Source organism: Polaribacter sp. Q13, from assembly GCF_016858305.2.
Taxonomy (GTDB): domain Bacteria; phylum Bacteroidota; class Bacteroidia; order Flavobacteriales; family Flavobacteriaceae; genus Polaribacter.
Map to the genome: position 1 here is coordinate 1,593,903 of NZ_CP074436.1, position 16,898 is coordinate 1,610,800.

A 16,898-nucleotide genomic window follows, 5' to 3' on the forward strand; every position below is an offset into this window, starting at 1 on the left:
AACAAAATTACCTCTAAATATAGGTAGCTCAGATTCTTTATTTGTTACAATAAATTGAATATTTATTAAACATAACTGACTAACCCCCAATAAAACAAGCTATTTATATACATGTAGCACAACCAATTCACTTACTTTTTTTGAATAAAAAGCAGCTATTTAAAGAAGATTAAAACACTTTTTTATAAAGTATCCGTATTTTTACAACATGGAATTTAAATTGGTATCAGAATTTTCTCCTACGGGAGATCAACCACAAGCTATAAAAGAACTTACGGCAAGTATTAATGATGGCGAAAAATATCAAACGCTTTTAGGTGTAACCGGTTCTGGTAAGACGTTTACCGTTGCAAATGTGATAAAAAACGTAGATAAACCTACCTTAATTTTAGCACACAACAAAACATTGGCGGCACAGTTGTATTCTGAGTTTAAACAATTTTTCCCTAATAACGCCGTAGAATATTTTGTTTCTTACTACGATTATTATCAACCAGAAGCCTACATTCCTGTAACAGGAACTTTTATTGAAAAAGATTTATCTATTAATGATGATATAGAACGCTTGCGTTTAAGCACCACCTCTTCTCTACTTTCTGGTAGACGAGATGTTATTGTAATTGCTTCGGTTTCTTGTTTGTATGGTATTGGAAATCCGGTAGAATTTAAGAAAAACGTCATTCCTATTCATGTAGATCAGCAAATTGCCAGAACAAAATTCTTACATCAATTAGTACAAAGTTTGTATTCTAGAACCGAACACGAAATAAAAAGTGGAACCTTTAAAGTAAAAGGTGATGTGGTTACTATTTATCCGTCTTACGGAGATAATGGCTACAGAGTGCATTTTTTTGGTGATGAAATTGAAGAAATAGAATCCTTTGATTTAGAAAGCAACACCGTTTTAGAAAGTTTTCAAGAATTGACTATTTATCCTGCAAACTTGTTTGTAACGTCTCCGGATGTGTTACAAAATGCCATTCATCAAATTCAGGAAGATATGATGAAGCAAGTGGATTATTTTAAAGAAATAGGCAAGCATTTAGAAGCAAAACGTTTAAAAGAACGTACAGAATTCGACCTAGAAATGATTCGTGAATTGGGCTATTGTTCTGGTATTGAGAATTATTCTCGTTATTTAGACGGACGAGAACCAGGTACAAGACCGTTCTGTTTGTTAGATTATTTTCCGGATGATTATTTAATGGTCATTGATGAAAGCCATGTTACCATTCCGCAAACGCACGCTATGTATGGTGGTGATAGAAGTAGAAAAGAAAATTTAGTAGAATATGGTTTTCGTTTGCCTGCGGCGATGGACAATAGACCATTAAAATTTGAGGAGTTTGAAGAAATTCAGAATCAGGTAATTTATGTATCTGCAACGCCTGCAGATTACGAACTCGAAAAAACAGAAGGTGTTTTTGTTGAGCAAGTAATTAGACCTACAGGTTTGTTAGATCCGGTAATTGAAATTAGACCAAGTTTAAATCAGATTGATGATTTAATTGAAGAAATTCAACAAAGAGTAGAAAAAGACGAACGTACTTTGGTAACTACCTTAACCAAAAGAATGGCAGAAGAACTGACCAAATATTTGGCAAGAGTAGATATTCGTTGTCGTTACATTCATTCTGATGTAGATACTTTAGAACGAGTAGAAATTATGCAAGATTTACGTAAAGGTTTGTTTGATGTTTTAATTGGTGTCAACCTATTACGTGAAGGTTTAGATTTACCAGAAGTTTCTTTAGTCGCTATTCTAGATGCCGATAAGGAAGGTTTTTTACGCTCGCATCGTTCTATTACGCAAACCGTTGGTAGAGCTGCAAGAAATGTAAATGGTTTGGCTATTTTATATGCTGACAAAATGACCAACAGCATGCAAAAAACCATTGACGAAACAGACCGAAGACGAGAAAAGCAAATTGCTTACAACACCAAACACGGCATCACTCCGACTCAGATTAACAAAAAAATTGATGATACTTTGTCTAAATCTGCTGTTTCTAGTTATCATTATGACAATGCAAAACAGGTTGCCGCAGAACAAGATTTACAGTATTTACCAAAAGAGGAAATAGAAAAACGTATTAGAGAAAAACGCAAACACATGGAAGCTGCCGCTAAAGAACTAGATTTTATTGTTGCCGCTAAACTGCGTGATGAAATTGCGGTTTTGAGAGAGAAGTTGTAATTATTATTGCTACACATATTTAAAAATAACTATGAAAAAAACAATATCAGTTCTATTATTATTAGTATTACTTGCATGCTCAAACGATGAGAATCTTCCTCATCAAAATTCAGCACCTGAAGAAATAAAACTAAAAAAAATCACTTTTGAAGGAAAAACGGTTACTATAGATTGGAATACTGTTTTGGATGCAGATGATGATCTAATACACTATAGCTTATATATAAATTCTATTTTAGTAGAAAAAACGACTCAAACAATAAGCACATCACTTTTAGAGTATAACAATGAATATGCTGGTAGAATCATTGCCACAGATAAAAACGGAGGAGTTTCTGAATTAGAATTTACTTTTGAAAGCCCTAAAAGTAAAATCCTACTTTTTTCAGATTCTTCTCAAAACTTAATGGCATATGATTTAATTACAGATAAGACTTTATGGGAATCTAACACTTCGTACATTGAAGCTCATACAGCTTATAAAGACATGATTTTTTCAGGTGTAAATGGACTTAACGGCATGAACATACTTACGGGTGAAATTGAATGGACAAGCAGTCCGAGTACTAATTATAATGAATATAGAAACATTATTACAGACAATAACAACGTATATGCTTTCGATGCAGATAGTAAACTTTATTGTGTAAATATTGAATCAAAAGAAAAATTATGGGATCGTAGTTTTCTAAATTATTATGCAACACTATCTATCGATAAAACAAGAGTCTTTGTAAGTAGTAGAAATAATGATCATTTATATGCTATTAATAAAGTATCAGGAGGAACAGATTGGAGTTTAAGATTAAACGCTAGCAATAAGTTTTTAACCAATCCTTTAATTAATAACGACAATATTTATATTGGGGATTCCTATGGTGTATTTTATGCCTTAAATAGAAATAACGGTGATAAAATATGGACCATCGATGTAGGGAGATACAATTCCTTTTTTGCAGCACCTACAATATTTAAAAACACTATAATAACCGGAACCTATAGCACTCTTTATGCTTTGTACGAAAACAATGGAAGTATTAAATGGACCTACAAACCTGAAGGAACAATAGAAACTTCTCCTTTTATATATAATAACAATATTTATATTGGATTTTCTAATAATGGAACAGCAGAATTAGTCTGTTTAAATGCAGAAGACGGCAGTTTTAAATGGAAATATGATTTAAGTTCTAAAACGACTACTTCTCCTATTGTTTTCGAAGATACTGTCTATATTGGCGATTGGGATAATAATTTCTACGCAATTAATGCTACTGATGGTAGCTTAGAATGGAAACTACAAACAGATAATCCTATTATAAAGTCTCCAATAATTGTTATTGGAAACAGTGATGCTGTAATTTACCCTGGGTCTCACGGCTTAAAAAATTAACACAAATATTCTATAAAAATGATTAAGAAAATTACAATATTAGTATACATAGTATCTGCTCTTTTAGCATGTTCTAAAGACGCTGAACCCGATTTACCAATTGTTTTAAGCGACCAGAACACCATTAACTCATTTGACCTTACTATTAACGGAGAAATTATAAACGGTACTATAAACCAAATAGACAAAACAATACTATTTAGTTTAGCTGGAGCAGAAATTTCTGCCTTAAAGCCTACGATTGATTATTCTGAAAACGCAAATATATCACCTAGCGTAAACGAATCTCAAAATTTTAATAATGAAGTAGCGTACACCGTATATGCAGAAAATGGAGACCCTAATATTTATAGAGTTATTGTTAACAATAGACCACTTAATTCAGAAAGTGAAATACTGTCCTTTTCGGTCCTTGTTGATAATAAAACTATTGATGCCAATATTAATAAAGACACAAAAATTATTGATTTTAATATGGGAACACTAGATAAAAGTTCGCTATTACCTACAATATCAATTTCTGAAAACGCTACAATTTCTCCTGATATTACAATTCCTCAAAACTTTGAAGAACCAGTTAATTATACCGTTACCGCAGAAAACGGGGATAAAACGGAATATACAATCATTGCTAATATGCCCCAAATTAGCAACAATAGTAACTCTTCATCAGCCCACCTTTACTATATTAGAGCCAATTTGCGTATTTCAGGTCAATTTTTAGACATGGATAAACCTGGTGCAAAACTCTATTTATATGATGGTAATAATAAATATGAACTGAATGTTTTAATCCAAAACAACTATTCTTCTCAAGAAAATATTATTCAATATAATATAAGTACAGTAATTACAGAAAATATACCAACTTACAATAGTTACAAAATAGTATATCAAACAAATTCAATACGTATAGAATCAAGTCATTTTATAGATGTACTTGCAGAAGGTGCTCCTAAATTCATTTCATTAAATCAAGATTCTTATTCTTTCAATGATATTTTAAAAATTACTGGAGAAAATATTACAGAAACAATTGCTATACCATCAAATGGCTCTATATTTCAAATTCAAAATTCTTCAAACTACGATTACACTGTAAACAGTGATAAAACTCAGGCAACATTAACACTCGATTATTATTATTTATTTCCTGGATACTTTGGAAATCCTGCAGCACCCAAGACCATTACTTTTTGGGGACCAGGAAGAAGAATAGGTGAATCTTTTACAACTATATTCAATTAAATTCACAAATAATATTATACGAGAATTTAAAAATAAAACTGAGGTCTTTGGATTTACTAAATCTCAAAATAAAACTATAGAGTAATACCAAATGAATTTTAAATGTTTGATGATAAACTTATTTGTTTTTATAAGAGATAGAAAATCTAATCATAACCCTAGCTACGACTCTATTTCATATTGAATTAGTAAGGAAAAATAAATTTAATCAGTCACTTTGATGTTTATTTGGTATAAACATTATTGTAAAAAAAATCACAACGTTATTCAGAGACAGCAACTTTCTTATATAATGCCAAGTAATGCTAAAATAATAGGAGTAAATATAGCCGTAAACAATCCGTTTAAAATAAGTCCCATACTTGAATATGCTCCAAATCGTTGACTTATAGCCATCGCCTGAGCCGTTCCAAGCCCATGACTTGCGGCACCCATTGAAAGACTTTTAGACATTGGATTACTTACTTTAAATAGTTGTAAAATTTTAAAACCTGCTACTGAACCAAAAATTCCTACCATAACAACCATTGATGCAGTAAGAGATGGAATTCCTCCTATTGACTGGGAAATATCAATAGCAAGCGGAGTCGTAACAGACTTAGGTGCTATCGAAATTATTACATCATTTGAAGCTCCTAACCACTTAGCAATAAGAACTCCCGAAATGATACCTACTATAGAGCCTACTAATTGTGAAATAAAAATAGGGATCACTTGTTTTTTAATTTTGCTTATTTGAAGATATAGCGGTACTCCTAATGCTACAATTGAAGGTTTTAGAAAAAACTCAATAAACTTACCTGCCTCATGATAAGTTTCATAAGAAATACCTGCTAATTTTAAAATGCCAATTACAACAATTATTGTTATTAATATAGGATTTAGTAGAACTGAGTTGGTTTTATTTTGAAGATATTTTGTCAACCAATAAATACCTACAGTTATGGTTAATAACATATAAGGTTCTGAAATCAGTTTCATTTTTTGTCTTTTGCTAGTGTCTTTAATTTTATTTTTCTCAACACTTGATGTGTAAAACTAGTGCTTAGTAAAACTAAAACCGTACTCCCCAGAATTGCTGCTAGTATTGGCACTAATTCTTTTGAAATTAAATCTAAATAACACATAATAGCTACGCCAGGTGGTATAAAAAAGAATACCATGTTATCTAAAAGAAAATCAGCAACCTCCTGTATCCATTTAAGTTTAATGATTTTAAAATGAAGTCCTGCTGTTAATAACAACATCCCTATGATACTTGAGGGGATTTTAATTCCAGTGAAATAAACTATAATCTCACCTAGAGCAAGACACATCAGTATTATGAATAATTGTCTAATCATACTATTATTTTTCTACTACAAAAGTAATGTTCTATAAGAATATAGAACTATTAATTATCATTAAACAAAAATATTATTTTCTATAATATTTAGATAAAAAAGTAAGATTCACTAATAGAATTTAAGGATTAAGAAAATACTAACGGCATTAATATAAAATTGACAACTTATTGAAGAAAAACCAAACAACCATTCCTCTAAATTAAACTTCAAAAAACTGAAACATTTTTTTACCATATAATCCTCCTCTAATAAACCTTCTGTTATATGTCATTAGAAAAACAGAAACACCTTTGTCAAAAATTCAAAGTTTATCACAGTCCCCCTAAACTATTTCTGTTTAAAGATAGAACTAGTGGGTTTCTATTAAAAAAAAAGAAGAATTTTAACTCTTGATTTTTCGGCGCTAAAAAACTAATTTAGCCAACTGTGAATTTAAAACTATAAAACGTTTCATATTCATTTATAGCTATTCACATTACAAAGATTCGTTGGTTTATATGAAAGAGATCCTAGTGAAACACCTTAATAATTACATAAAATTATCTAAAGAACATACTGAATTCATAATTAAAAACACGGAAGTAAAAAACTATAAAGCTTCCGATTTTTTTCTTGAGAGTGGAGATAAATGTGACCAAATAGCGTTTCTAATAAATGGCGTATTTCGATTTTGTTTTTATGATAATAAAGGAAATGAAGTAACGTCTTTCTTTATGAAAGAGCATGATTTTGTTTGTAACATCACTAGCTTTTTTGAATTTTCTGTAAGTTCTGGTTCTATACAAGCAGAAACAAATTGTGAGGTTGTTCAGTTTTCAAGGGCATCTTGGGATTTATTTTGTGATACCATACCAGAATGGGAAAATTCTTTTCAAAAAATAATTAATGAAACATTAATAAATAAAATCAATTTTCAAAGAAGTTTATTAAATCTTAACGCAAAGGAATCTTACTTAAAGTTTTTAAAAACCCATCCCTCAATTTTACAGAGAGTTCCCTTAAATCATATTGCTTCATTTTTAGGAATAACTCCTTTTTCATTGAGTAGAATAAGAAAATCAACCTCAACCTTATAGTATTAATTGCCAAATGACAAGTCCGTTAACTTTAAAAATAGTTTTCTTTGCAAATGAATAAACACAAAAATATATGGAAGCAATAGAACTACAGAGAATATATAGAATTAAGGCAATGATGCACCATTTCTTTTCATTGTATGAAAGCAAGAACACAAATTTTTCTTTGGTAAATGAATTACTTTATAAAGATGGATTTGAATGGTTAAGCCCTAGTGGAAACCTTATTGGAATTGAAGCTTTCGAAAATAGTTTTAATGAGCTAAATAAAGAATGGGGACATTCTCACCGACCTTTTGAAATGACTGTTAACCTAATTGATGATAAAAAAGCTTCATTAAGTTTCAATTATATCTATCAACACGTACAAGACGGAAACATCGTTTTACATGCAAAAGGACATTATGAAATTGAGTGCGTAGACAATGGCGAAAAATATCCAAGAATTCAAAAATGCAACCTTACATTATTAGAAATGATTGAAGTTGGTGCGTTTGTGGATATGTTAGAAATGAATAAAACTTTATATTTGGACTACCTACTGAAAGCAGAACAAATAATAAAGATATAAATTTTGAAAAAAAAATCTCTAATGATGGAAATAATGCTTGATTTTTTAAACAGCGAAAAAACATTATACCTTTCGGCAGGAATCATCGGTGTTGTTTCCGTTATAGTGGGCATCCTTTTTCTACTATTTTCTAATCATAATAGTTTTGCTGCAACTATGATTGTAATTGGCATTTTAGAAATGGCGGTAATGTTTCCAACGTATCTTAAATACCAGCAAAAAGTTGATGATAAAATTTCGGTTTATGAAAACAATACATCAGATTTTATAAAAATAGAAACTACAGCTACCGAAAAAGCAATGAAGTCCTTCTTTTGGCTAAAATTAACCTACGGAATTTTGATTGTTGTTCTTATTTTAGGAATGTCATTTTTAAGTCCAAAATCTGTACTTTTCGGAATTCTTATGGCACTTATATTACATTTGGCCCTTGCCATTACAATTGATAATTTCGGAGAAATATATACTAAAAAGTACTTGAACGAATTAACAACCATAGAATAATAAGGTAGTACAAGACCTTATATTATTTATCACTAAAAATCAAGTATTTACAAAAAAGTTATATTCAGTTTTTATTTACTAAATCACCTACTGAAGCACCTTGTAATTAAAAATGACAAAAAAAGAATCTTTAACTGAACAAACAGCATCAGAAGAAACGATATACATTGCAGGCGGCTGCCTTTGGGGAGTACAAGAATTTTTAAAGTACATACCTGGTGTACTTGAAACCCAAGCCGGAAGAGCTAATGGCATTACCAAATCTACCAAAACACCCTATGATGGTTTTGCAGAATGTGTTAAAACAGTTTTTGATCCTAAGGTTATTTCAGTTGAAGATTTAATTCATCACTTAATAGAAATTATTGACCCTTATAGCATCAACCAACAAGGAAATGATGTCGGAGAGAAATATCGCACAGGGATTTACAGTGATAATCAAAGTCACTTGTTACAGGCAAAAAAATGTATTCAAAAAGTAGAAGAAAAACTAAACCATAAAAATAAATCCATAAAAAAAATAGTTCTTGAAGTGCTTCCTTTAACAAATTTTATCCCGAGTGATGAAGAACATCAAGATAGATTAACTTTGCATCCGAATGACCATTCTTATTGCCACATTCCTTTAGAGGTACTGCATAAGTATAAAAAAATAGCAACTAATAGTTAGCTAGAGTTCGTCAATACTGTAATTTAAACGAAGTATAGAAAAGAGAACCTTAATCAGCCTTTATACTTTTAATTAATAAGGATTTAGAGCGATTTCTTTTATTGAGGTATTCATTAAGCGCAAGAGAAGCGAAAATAAGACTTCCACCAATTAAAATCTTTTGAATATCTGCCTCTTTATTCCAAATAACAAGATTGACAATTAAACCTATTGGAACTAATGCATTATTCATAATTGCTAACGAGCCTGCATTTACCATGACAACACCTTTGTTCCAAAAAAAATAACCTACACCAGAAGCCACAGCTCCTAAATATATTAGTATTCCCCACTGAACGAATGTAGTTGGCAACTTTTCTGTTGAACCAAAAATGAAAAAAGCAATAAGCGCTACTATAAACGCACCAATAAAAAACAATCCAAAAATAGTATGCTTTGGGGTACTTTCTAATTCAGACGTAGCTTTTAATAAATGCTTGTAAGCAACTTGACCAACAGCAAAGCAAAGATTAGCTCCCTGCGTAATCATAAAACCTAAAAACACATTTTCGTTAATACTTGAGTATTGAATATAAGCTGCTCCTAAAACAGCAATTAAAGCAGTAAGTAAATGTCTTTTATGAAACCGCTTACTTAAAATATCATTTAATAAAGTAATGTAAATTGGTGTCAGCACACTAAAAAGTAATACTTCTGGCACCGTAAGAAATTGAAACGATTGAAAGTAAAAACAATACATCAAGCCTAATTGAACCGATCCAATTGCGATAAGTTTTAAAATTGTGTCTACTTTAATTTTCTTCAGCCTTAAGAAAGGCAAAAATATGATGGTAGCAATCCCTATACGCATCAATACAGAAAACCAAGCATCTACATACCCTGAAAGATATACACCAATTAAGCTAAACGAAAAAGCCCAAATCATAGTAACACCAAATAAATACTTCATATAAAAAAAAACGAGATAAACAATAAATTAATCAGACATTACTTTAAACTACTCAATACTTTTTTCAAACAGCAAACCACCTTTATACATTCCTTTTAAAACAGGACGAATATCGATTCCTAATTGTGTTAAGCTATACTCTACTCTAGGCGGAACTTCAGGAAAAACCGTTCTAATAACTAAACCATCATGCTCTAACTCTTTTAACTGTTTAGACATCATGCGTTCGCTAATATCCGGCATAAGCCGAACCAATTCACTATACCGTTTATCACCCTGAAAAAGATGTAAAATAATGGTACCTTTTCTTTTTCCTTTAATGGTATTTATAAAAGTATCTATAGGGCAATAACTTTTTTTCATTTTTTTTTAGGCTTACACGCTTTATAAACAGACAAAACAGCACAAAATGTTCGTTAGGATACAATTTGTAAGTTCTTGTTTATCAGTTTAATTTAAGCGAACTTTGATGTAAAAATAAGAATAATACACAAAAGAACAATATGGATAATCAATCGAATTACAAAGCTTTTAGAGTTGAAGAGAAAGATGGAAACTTTATTTCTTCCGTTAAAGAAATTGCCTTTACACCATTAGAACAAGGCGAAGTCTTAATAAAAGTGCACTACAGTTCTTTAAATTATAAAGATGCTTTGTCTAGCATTGGAAATAAAGGTGTAACTAGAAATTATCCGCACACCCCAGGAATTGATGCTGCCGGAACAGTAGTTTCTTCAGAATCTACTAAATTTAAAGAATCGGACAATGTTATTGTCACTAGTTACGATTTAGGAATGAATACAGACGGAGGCTTTGCGGAATACGTTAAAGTGCCCGCAGATTGGGTAGTGAAGTTACCTAAAAATCTTTCTATGAAGGAAGCAATGACTATTGGAACTGCAGGTTTAACCGCAGGTATGTCTGTATTAAAATTAACGACATTGGTAAAACCAGAAGATGGTGCTATTGTTGTTTCAGGTGCTACAGGTGGCGTTGGATCTACAAGTATTGCTATCTTAAAAAAACTAGGTTACAAAACAATTGCCATTACAGGAAAAGAATCTGAAATTGATTTTTTAAAGAACCTAGGTGCAGATGAAATTATGATGCGAAAAGATGTTGAGGAAATGGCAAATAGACCTCTTTTAAAACCTCTTTTTGCAGGAGGAATTGATACCGTAGGTGGTGTAATTCTTGAAAACATTATTAAAGCAACAGCGCCAATGGGCGTGATAACTTGTTGCGGAAATGTAGCTTCTCCAAAACTTGATTTAACTGTATTTCCTTTTATTTTAAGAGGAATTACATTGATAGGTATTGATTCTCAGAATTACCCAATGTCCTACAGAGAAAAAGTATGGATCAAACTAGCTAATGAGTGGAAAAATGACGGTTTAACCGAGGCTTCTGCAGAAATTTCTTTAGATGAATTAAGTGATAAAATAGATTTAATGTTGCAAGGAAAACTGAAAGGAAGAACCTTGGTGAATTTAGATTTGTAAATTATATAAAGTTCCCCCAATGCAAAATTTAGAATAGGTTATTTACTTTAATACTATAACCTTTATATTTTGTAGAACTTAGAATGCCTCTTAAATGTGAGGCATTCTAAGTTTATTAAAATAATACACGAAAGACATATTGTTAATTTAAAACATATCGATCCCAAAATTTAGAATTGCTATCAGCCTTTGCTCCTAAATTAAAAATCCACCAATTTTCTACGCAATCAGAATAATCGACACCGTCATTATGAATGTAAGACCATTCATGCGGAAATCCATCAGGAAACATTTTTGTAATAATCGCATCCGCCTCTACCCATAATTTTCTTGCTTTTTTGTTAGGTGATGTTTTTGCTAACTTTATCCATTTAGCTTCTTTAGCTCTATACGCCGGAGTTTTATAAGGGCCTCGATCTCCCCATGCTTCTTCTTTATCAGCGTTTCCGTCATCCAAAGCAAAATAAGTCGCTTTCTCTTTTACATACTGTAAATCCAAAGCTTCTGTATGGTCTTCATTCCATTTGCTATGCTGCACCACAATTACATTCGCCTTTACAATTTCTTCAGAAACCGTTTTAAGCACTTCAGCAATCCAATCTGCCGTAATATTTGATTGTCCTGCTTCTTGTACCCAAACTTTACCTCCTTTATTTAAAACTGTAATCGCTTTTTTGGTTATCTTTTTTACAGAACCCTCCCAGTCTGTATGTGCATTTGTCCATTTTCTACCAAATACCATCTTAAATAATTTATCTGAAGGAATAAATTTTCCTTTCTGAATTCCGACAGCTCCGGCAACGGCATAATATTTAACGCCTTTAAGATCTTTATGCAACAATAAACTCCCTAAAGCTGCTTGCGCATGAATGTCATCTGGATCTGGTTTGCTATCAAACTGAGCAATCAAAAGGTCTTTATTTTTATCGAAAAACGGACGTTCAGTTGCTGTAATCAAACTAGAAAATGCTATAAATAGGATACCTAATATTGTTTTTAAACTCATAATTATTTAAATATAAATTCTAAAATGTTCATCATTTTATTTGCTTCCATAAAGATAGTTTGAACCGACTAATAAAACAAATCCTTCCACTCAAGAAATTTCTAGAAATAGTTTTTCCAATAACTTTGACAAAATAATTTTGGTGGATTAATTATTAATCGTAATATTGCAATGAATAAATAAAGAAACAAAATGGGATTAGCAAAAACTGAAATGTTTACCGATCAACAAAATGAAATTGCCTTGTTTGCAAAAGTTTTTGGTCATCCGGCAAGAGTGACTATTTTACAACATTTGTTTAAACTGAACTCTTGTGTTTGTGGAGATTTAGTAAACGAAATAGGATTGGCGCAACCAACAATTTCGCAACATTTAAAAGAATTGAAACATTTAGGGTTGATAAAAGGAAACGTAGAAGGAACTCGCGTTTGTTACTGTATTCACAAAGAAAACTGGACAGCAATGAAAACAGTGATGTCAGAGTTTTTAGATCAAGATTTATCTCAAAAAACAGATTGCTGTTAAAAAAATTTACAAATATTAATCGCAAAATTGCAATAAACAAATATAACAATATGAAACTATCAGAAGTAAAAGTAGCTTTAAAAGCTTTAAAAACAATTGGTTTTCAATTACCAAACGGAGAATTAGTACCAAATCATTTTCATGTAACAGAAGTTGGTAAAATCACCAAAAAATTTATTGATTGCGGCGGAACCGTTAGAAACGAAGAAGTAGTAAACTTCCAACTTTGGAACGCAGATGACTATGACCACAGATTGCATCCTGAAAAATTATTAAACATTATAGAACTTTCTGAAAAGGTTCTAGGCATCGGAAATTTAGAAATTGAAGTAGAATACCAAGCAGAAACCATTGGTAAATTCGGATTAGATTTTGATGGAACAAACTTCTTATTGACTTCTAAACAAACAGATTGTTTGGCTAAAGATAATTGCGGAATTCCGGAAGAAAAACCAAAATTACAATTTTCAGACATACCAGTTGCAAACACTTGTACACCTGGAGGCGGTTGTTGCTAAAATAGAACCTGAGGTTCTATTAATTATAATACTCAAAAAAATCTGCGAACATCTGCGTAATCTGCGGGAAATAATATTAATCTATTCAATATTACCCCAAAGATTTCACAGATTTACGCAGAATAAAACAATACTCCAATTGTTTAATAAAAGAACTTAACAAGCTTACCAAAAATATAAAAAAATCAACTTTTAGAAAAAATGATCACAACACAAACTACCCTATTTTCAGAAATAGAAAACGTAATTAAAGGTTTAAACTTTGCCTCGATTACAGAAGAACGTAAAACTGTTTTACAGCCTTTAGCAGATTTTATTCAAGATAAGGTTTCTAATCAGCAAGAAATTAGAATCAATTTTATTTGCACTCATAATTCTAGAAGAAGCCATTTATCACAAGTTTGGGCACAAGCAATGGCTAGCTATTTTAACGTTAAAAATGTATTTTGTTATTCTGGAGGAACAGAAGCTACTGCTCTTTTCCCGATGGCTGCAGAAACGTTGAAAAACCAAGGTTTTCAGATTAAAACAATTTCAGAGGGTAAAAACCCTATTTATAGTATAAAATACGGAGAGAACACACATCCTATTATTGGGTTTTCTAAAAAATTAGATGACGATTTTAATCCGAAATCTGAGTTTGCAGCAATTATGACTTGCTCACAAGCAGATGGCGGTTGTCCGTTTATTGCAGGAGCAGAAAAACGTATTCCAATTACTTTTGATGATCCAAAGGCATTTGACAATACACCTCAACAAGCAGAAAAATACCAAGAAAGAAGTTTGCAAATTGCAACGGAATTATTTTACGTTTTCTCTCAAGTAAATTTATAAAAATGGCTTCAAAAAAATTAAGTTTTCTAGATAGTTATTTAACTTTATGGATATTTGTTGCCATGGCGATTGGAGTAAGTTTAGGGTATTTTATACCAACGTTTCCAGATATTATCAATTCATTTAGTAGTGGAACCACCAATATTCCCATTGCCATTGGATTGATATTAATGATGTATCCGCCTTTGGCGAAAGTAAATTATGCTCTGTTACCTAAAGTTTTTAGAAACACTAAAATCTTATCAATTTCACTGATTCTAAACTGGATTATTGGCCCTGTATTAATGTTCATATTGGCGATTACATTTTTACGTGACTACCCAGAATACATGGTCGGACTTATTTTAATTGGTTTGGCGCGTTGTATTGCCATGGTTTTGGTGTGGAATGATTTAGCTGAAGGAAGTGCTGAATACGGAGCTGGATTAGTCGCTTTAAACAGTATATTTCAAGTTTTTGCATACAGTTTTTATGCGTGGCTTTTTATCACCGTGCTTCCACCCTATTTTGGTTTTGAAGGTGCAATTGTAGATATTTCTGTAGCAACGATTGCAGAGAGTGTGGCTATTTACTTAGGAGTTCCGTTTGTTCTGGGCATTTTAAGTCGACTTATTTTAGTGAAATTAAAAGGAGAAGATTGGTACACTAACAAATTTATCCCTACAATTTCTCCATTAACATTAATTGCGTTGTTATTTACCATTGTAGTAATGTTCTCTTTAAAAGGAGAATTAATTGTAGAAATACCAATGGATGTTTTAATTATAGCCGTTCCATTATTAGTTTACTTTACCTTAATGTTTATCATTGGGTTTTTCTTTACAAAAGCTACAGGGGCAGAATATGATAAAACAGCAGCCGTAGCATTTACAGCAGCAGGTAATAATTTTGAATTAGCGATAGCAGTTGCCATTGCTGTTTTCGGTTTAAACTCCGGACAAGCTTTTGCAGGAGTTATTGGTCCACTAGTTGAAGTACCTGCTTTAATATTATTAGTGCGCGTTTCTTTTTGGTTGCGAAAAAAATACTATTTAAAAGCAGAAGGATAGCCAAATAATAAAATCAATTGATTCAAATAAAAATACATTCATAAAAAAAACGCCTCATTTTCATGAGGCGTTTTCAATATATTTAAAACTACTTATTTCGCAGCTTCTAAAACTTCAGCAACTTTATCTGCAGCTTCTTGAAATTCTGTAGCAGAAATAATTTCCATTCCAGAATTGTCAATTAATTCTTTTGCTTCTTTAGCATTTGTTCCTTGTAATCTACAAATAATAGGTACATTAATTTTGTCTCCCATACTTTTGTAAGCATCTACAACACCTTGTGCAACTCTATCACAACGTACAATACCTCCAAAAATATTTACTAAAATAGCTTTTACATTTGGGTCTTTTAAAATAATTCCAAAAGCAGTTTCTACTCTAGCTGCATCTGCAGTACCACCAACGTCTAAAAAGTTAGCAGGCTCTCCTCCAGATTCTTTAATTAAATCCATAGTTCCCATTGCTAAACCAGCTCCGTTTACCATACAACCAACGTTTCCATCTAAATCTACATAGTTTAAACCAGCAGCTTTTGCTTCCACTTCAATAGGATTTTCTTCACGTAAATCACGCATTGCTGCATAATCTCTATGTCTATATAATGCATTTTCATCTAAAGAAACTTTAGCATCAACTGCCATAATTTTAGAATCCGATGTTTTTAAAACCGGGTTAATTTCAAACATAGAAGAATCTGAACCTATGTAAGCTTTATATAAATTAGTAACAAATTTTGTCATTTCTTTAAAAGCAACACCAGATAAGCCTAAGTTAAAAGCAACTTTACGTGCTTGAAAAGGCATAATTCCTAATAAAGGATCTATTTCTTCTGTAAAGATTAAATGCGGAGTTTCTTCTGCAACAGTTTCAATATCCATTCCACCTTCTGTAGAATACATAATCATATTTTTACCAGTTGCTCTGTTTAATAAAACAGACATATAGTATTCATCTGGCTCAGAATCTCCAGGATAATATACATCCTCACAAATTAAAACTTGGTTTACTTTTTTACCTTCCGCAGAAGTTTGTGGCGTAATTAGCATCATTCCAATAATGTCATTGGCAATACTTTCTACCTCTGCTAAGTTTTTAGCCAACTTAACTCCTCCACCTTTTCCACGCCCACCTGCATGAACTTGCGCTTTAATTACGTGCCATCCTGTACCAGTTTCTGCAGTTAATTGTTTTGCTGCATCTACAGCCTCTTTATGGTTGCTTGCAACAATTCCACGTTGAATTCTAACGCCAAAACTGCTCAAAATTTCTTTTCCTTGATATTCGTGTAAGTTCATTTGTAAAAATTTTATTATCGATTCAAAAATACAAATTCAAATATAAAAAGATGCATAGTTTTCATTAAAAAAAATTATCAATGCTATTTTGCCTTAATTTCATAAAAAAATAAAATTAAAAGTGTAACAATCTAAATTATGAAGCGTCTTTTAAATAGTTAAAACCCACTTTGATTTTCTCATTAAAAAATAGAATCAGTTTGTAATCTTAACAC

Annotated in this window: 18 protein-coding genes; 12 read left to right on the plus strand and 6 right to left on the minus strand. The window is 31.5% G+C overall.

The window, feature by feature from the left end:
• Nucleotides 1-208: 208 nt before the first annotated feature.
• The 3 genes from uvrB to JOP69_RS06610 are packed head-to-tail and all read left to right on the plus strand — an operon-like array spanning nt 209 to nt 4,838.
• Nucleotides 209-2,197, plus strand: a complete 1,989-nt coding sequence (gene uvrB, locus JOP69_RS06600; protein WP_203394627.1) for an excinuclease ABC subunit UvrB — start codon at nt 209-211, stop codon at nt 2,195-2,197.
• A 31-nt stretch (nt 2,198-2,228) separates the two neighbouring features.
• Entirely contained in the window at nt 2,229-3,590 is a 1,362-nt protein-coding gene (locus JOP69_RS06605; protein ID WP_203394626.1) for a PQQ-binding-like beta-propeller repeat protein, read from the plus strand.
• Nucleotides 3,591-3,608: 18 nt separating this feature from the next.
• Entirely contained in the window at nt 3,609-4,838 is a 1,230-nt protein-coding gene (locus tag JOP69_RS06610; protein WP_203394625.1) for a DUF5018 domain-containing protein, read from the plus strand.
• 285 nt (nt 4,839-5,123) lie between these two features.
• On the opposite strand, the gene JOP69_RS06615 is transcribed toward JOP69_RS06610, so the two are convergent.
• Together JOP69_RS06615 and JOP69_RS06620 are read right to left on the minus strand one after the other, a co-directional pair.
• Nucleotides 5,124-5,819: an LrgB family protein gene (locus tag JOP69_RS06615; protein WP_203394624.1), complete on the minus strand. Its 696-nt coding sequence runs from the start codon at nt 5,817-5,819 to the stop codon at nt 5,124-5,126.
• A complete protein-coding gene (locus JOP69_RS06620) occupies nt 5,816-6,181 on the minus strand; it encodes a CidA/LrgA family protein (protein ID WP_203394623.1) in 366 nt (121 codons plus the stop codon). The genes JOP69_RS06615 and JOP69_RS06620 overlap by 4 nt, the downstream gene beginning before the upstream one ends.
• A 500-nt stretch (nt 6,182-6,681) precedes the next feature.
• Here JOP69_RS06620 and JOP69_RS06625 point away from each other — a divergent pair, with 500 nt between their 5' ends.
• From JOP69_RS06625 to JOP69_RS06640, 4 genes are all read left to right on the plus strand, one after another.
• The gene (locus JOP69_RS06625; protein ID WP_203394622.1) at nt 6,682-7,260 is read left to right on the plus strand and encodes a Crp/Fnr family transcriptional regulator; all 579 of its coding nucleotides are present in this window, start codon (nt 6,682-6,684) and stop codon (nt 7,258-7,260) included.
• A gap of 73 nt (nt 7,261-7,333) precedes the next feature.
• Nucleotides 7,334-7,831 (plus strand): nuclear transport factor 2 family protein, encoded by a 498-nt coding sequence (locus JOP69_RS06630; protein ID WP_203394621.1) that lies wholly within the window; start codon nt 7,334-7,336, stop codon nt 7,829-7,831.
• A 21-nt stretch (nt 7,832-7,852) separates the two neighbouring features.
• Nucleotides 7,853-8,335 carry a hypothetical protein gene (locus JOP69_RS06635; RefSeq protein ID WP_203394620.1) on the plus strand — a complete coding sequence of 161 codons (483 nt, stop codon included), beginning with the start codon at nt 7,853-7,855 and terminating at the stop codon, nt 8,333-8,335.
• Between the two features lie 112 nt (nt 8,336-8,447).
• The gene (locus JOP69_RS06640; RefSeq protein ID WP_203394619.1) at nt 8,448-9,005 is read left to right on the plus strand and encodes a peptide-methionine (S)-S-oxide reductase; all 558 of its coding nucleotides are present in this window, start codon (nt 8,448-8,450) and stop codon (nt 9,003-9,005) included.
• A gap of 49 nt (nt 9,006-9,054) precedes the next feature.
• Here JOP69_RS06640 and JOP69_RS06645 read toward each other — a convergent pair whose 3' ends face one another.
• Nucleotides 9,055-9,954 carry an EamA family transporter gene (locus JOP69_RS06645; protein WP_203394618.1) on the minus strand — a complete coding sequence of 300 codons (900 nt, stop codon included), beginning with the start codon at nt 9,952-9,954 and terminating at the stop codon, nt 9,055-9,057.
• A gap of 48 nt (nt 9,955-10,002) precedes the next feature.
• The gene (locus JOP69_RS06650; RefSeq protein ID WP_203394617.1) at nt 10,003-10,317 is read right to left on the minus strand and encodes a helix-turn-helix domain-containing protein; all 315 of its coding nucleotides are present in this window, start codon (nt 10,315-10,317) and stop codon (nt 10,003-10,005) included.
• A gap of 140 nt (nt 10,318-10,457) precedes the next feature.
• Between JOP69_RS06650 and JOP69_RS06655 the strand changes: the two genes are divergently transcribed.
• Nucleotides 10,458-11,456 (plus strand): YhdH/YhfP family quinone oxidoreductase, encoded by a 999-nt coding sequence (locus JOP69_RS06655; protein WP_203394616.1) that lies wholly within the window; start codon nt 10,458-10,460, stop codon nt 11,454-11,456.
• A 142-nt stretch (nt 11,457-11,598) separates the two neighbouring features.
• On the opposite strand, the gene JOP69_RS06660 is transcribed toward JOP69_RS06655, so the two are convergent.
• A complete protein-coding gene (locus JOP69_RS06660) occupies nt 11,599-12,462 on the minus strand; it encodes a hypothetical protein (RefSeq protein ID WP_203394615.1) in 864 nt (287 codons plus the stop codon).
• 192 nt (nt 12,463-12,654) lie between these two features.
• Here JOP69_RS06660 and JOP69_RS06665 point away from each other — a divergent pair, with 192 nt between their 5' ends.
• From JOP69_RS06665 to arsB, 4 genes are all read left to right on the plus strand, one after another.
• Nucleotides 12,655-12,987, plus strand: a complete 333-nt coding sequence (locus JOP69_RS06665; RefSeq protein ID WP_203394614.1) for a helix-turn-helix transcriptional regulator — start codon at nt 12,655-12,657, stop codon at nt 12,985-12,987.
• Nucleotides 12,988-13,037: 50 nt separating this feature from the next.
• Nucleotides 13,038-13,505: a DUF6428 family protein gene (locus JOP69_RS06670; protein WP_203394613.1), complete on the plus strand. Its 468-nt coding sequence runs from the start codon at nt 13,038-13,040 to the stop codon at nt 13,503-13,505.
• Between the two features lie 201 nt (nt 13,506-13,706).
• A complete protein-coding gene (locus tag JOP69_RS06675; protein WP_203394612.1) occupies nt 13,707-14,339 on the plus strand; it encodes a low molecular weight phosphatase family protein in 633 nt (210 codons plus the stop codon).
• Nucleotides 14,340-14,341: 2 nt separating this feature from the next.
• Nucleotides 14,342-15,388, plus strand: coding sequence for an ACR3 family arsenite efflux transporter (gene arsB, locus JOP69_RS06680; RefSeq protein ID WP_203394611.1), 1,047 nt, complete (start codon nt 14,342-14,344; stop codon nt 15,386-15,388).
• A gap of 92 nt (nt 15,389-15,480) precedes the next feature.
• Here arsB and sucC read toward each other — a convergent pair whose 3' ends face one another.
• Nucleotides 15,481-16,683 (minus strand): ADP-forming succinate--CoA ligase subunit beta, encoded by a 1,203-nt coding sequence (sucC, locus tag JOP69_RS06685; RefSeq protein ID WP_203394610.1) that lies wholly within the window; start codon nt 16,681-16,683, stop codon nt 15,481-15,483.
• Nucleotides 16,684-16,898: the final 215 nt, after the last annotated feature.

Bases quoted from the DNA above. Each gene is read 5' to 3' on its own strand.
- uvrB (WP_203394627.1), top strand. From the start codon at position 209: ATGGAATTTAAATTGGTATCAGAATTTTCTCCTACGGGAGATCAACCA.
- JOP69_RS06605 (WP_203394626.1), top strand. From the start codon at position 2,229: ATGAAAAAAACAATATCAGTTCTATTATTATTAGTATTACTTGCATGC.
- JOP69_RS06610 (WP_203394625.1), top strand. From the start codon at position 3,609: ATGATTAAGAAAATTACAATATTAGTATACATAGTATCTGCTCTTTTA.
- JOP69_RS06615 (WP_203394624.1), bottom strand. From the start codon at position 5,819: ATGAAACTGATTTCAGAACCTTATATGTTATTAACCATAACTGTAGGT.
- JOP69_RS06620 (WP_203394623.1), bottom strand. From the start codon at position 6,181: ATGATTAGACAATTATTCATAATACTGATGTGTCTTGCTCTAGGTGAG.
- JOP69_RS06625 (WP_203394622.1), top strand. From the start codon at position 6,682: ATGAAAGAGATCCTAGTGAAACACCTTAATAATTACATAAAATTATCT.
- JOP69_RS06630 (WP_203394621.1), top strand. From the start codon at position 7,334: ATGGAAGCAATAGAACTACAGAGAATATATAGAATTAAGGCAATGATG.
- JOP69_RS06635 (WP_203394620.1), top strand. From the start codon at position 7,853: ATGATGGAAATAATGCTTGATTTTTTAAACAGCGAAAAAACATTATAC.
- JOP69_RS06640 (WP_203394619.1), top strand. From the start codon at position 8,448: ATGACAAAAAAAGAATCTTTAACTGAACAAACAGCATCAGAAGAAACG.
- JOP69_RS06645 (WP_203394618.1), bottom strand. From the start codon at position 9,954: ATGAAGTATTTATTTGGTGTTACTATGATTTGGGCTTTTTCGTTTAGC.
- JOP69_RS06650 (WP_203394617.1), bottom strand. From the start codon at position 10,317: ATGAAAAAAAGTTATTGCCCTATAGATACTTTTATAAATACCATTAAA.
- JOP69_RS06655 (WP_203394616.1), top strand. From the start codon at position 10,458: ATGGATAATCAATCGAATTACAAAGCTTTTAGAGTTGAAGAGAAAGAT.
- JOP69_RS06660 (WP_203394615.1), bottom strand. From the start codon at position 12,462: ATGAGTTTAAAAACAATATTAGGTATCCTATTTATAGCATTTTCTAGT.
- JOP69_RS06665 (WP_203394614.1), top strand. From the start codon at position 12,655: ATGGGATTAGCAAAAACTGAAATGTTTACCGATCAACAAAATGAAATT.
- JOP69_RS06670 (WP_203394613.1), top strand. From the start codon at position 13,038: ATGAAACTATCAGAAGTAAAAGTAGCTTTAAAAGCTTTAAAAACAATT.
- JOP69_RS06675 (WP_203394612.1), top strand. From the start codon at position 13,707: ATGATCACAACACAAACTACCCTATTTTCAGAAATAGAAAACGTAATT.
- arsB (WP_203394611.1), top strand. From the start codon at position 14,342: ATGGCTTCAAAAAAATTAAGTTTTCTAGATAGTTATTTAACTTTATGG.
- sucC (WP_203394610.1), bottom strand. From the start codon at position 16,683: ATGAACTTACACGAATATCAAGGAAAAGAAATTTTGAGCAGTTTTGGC.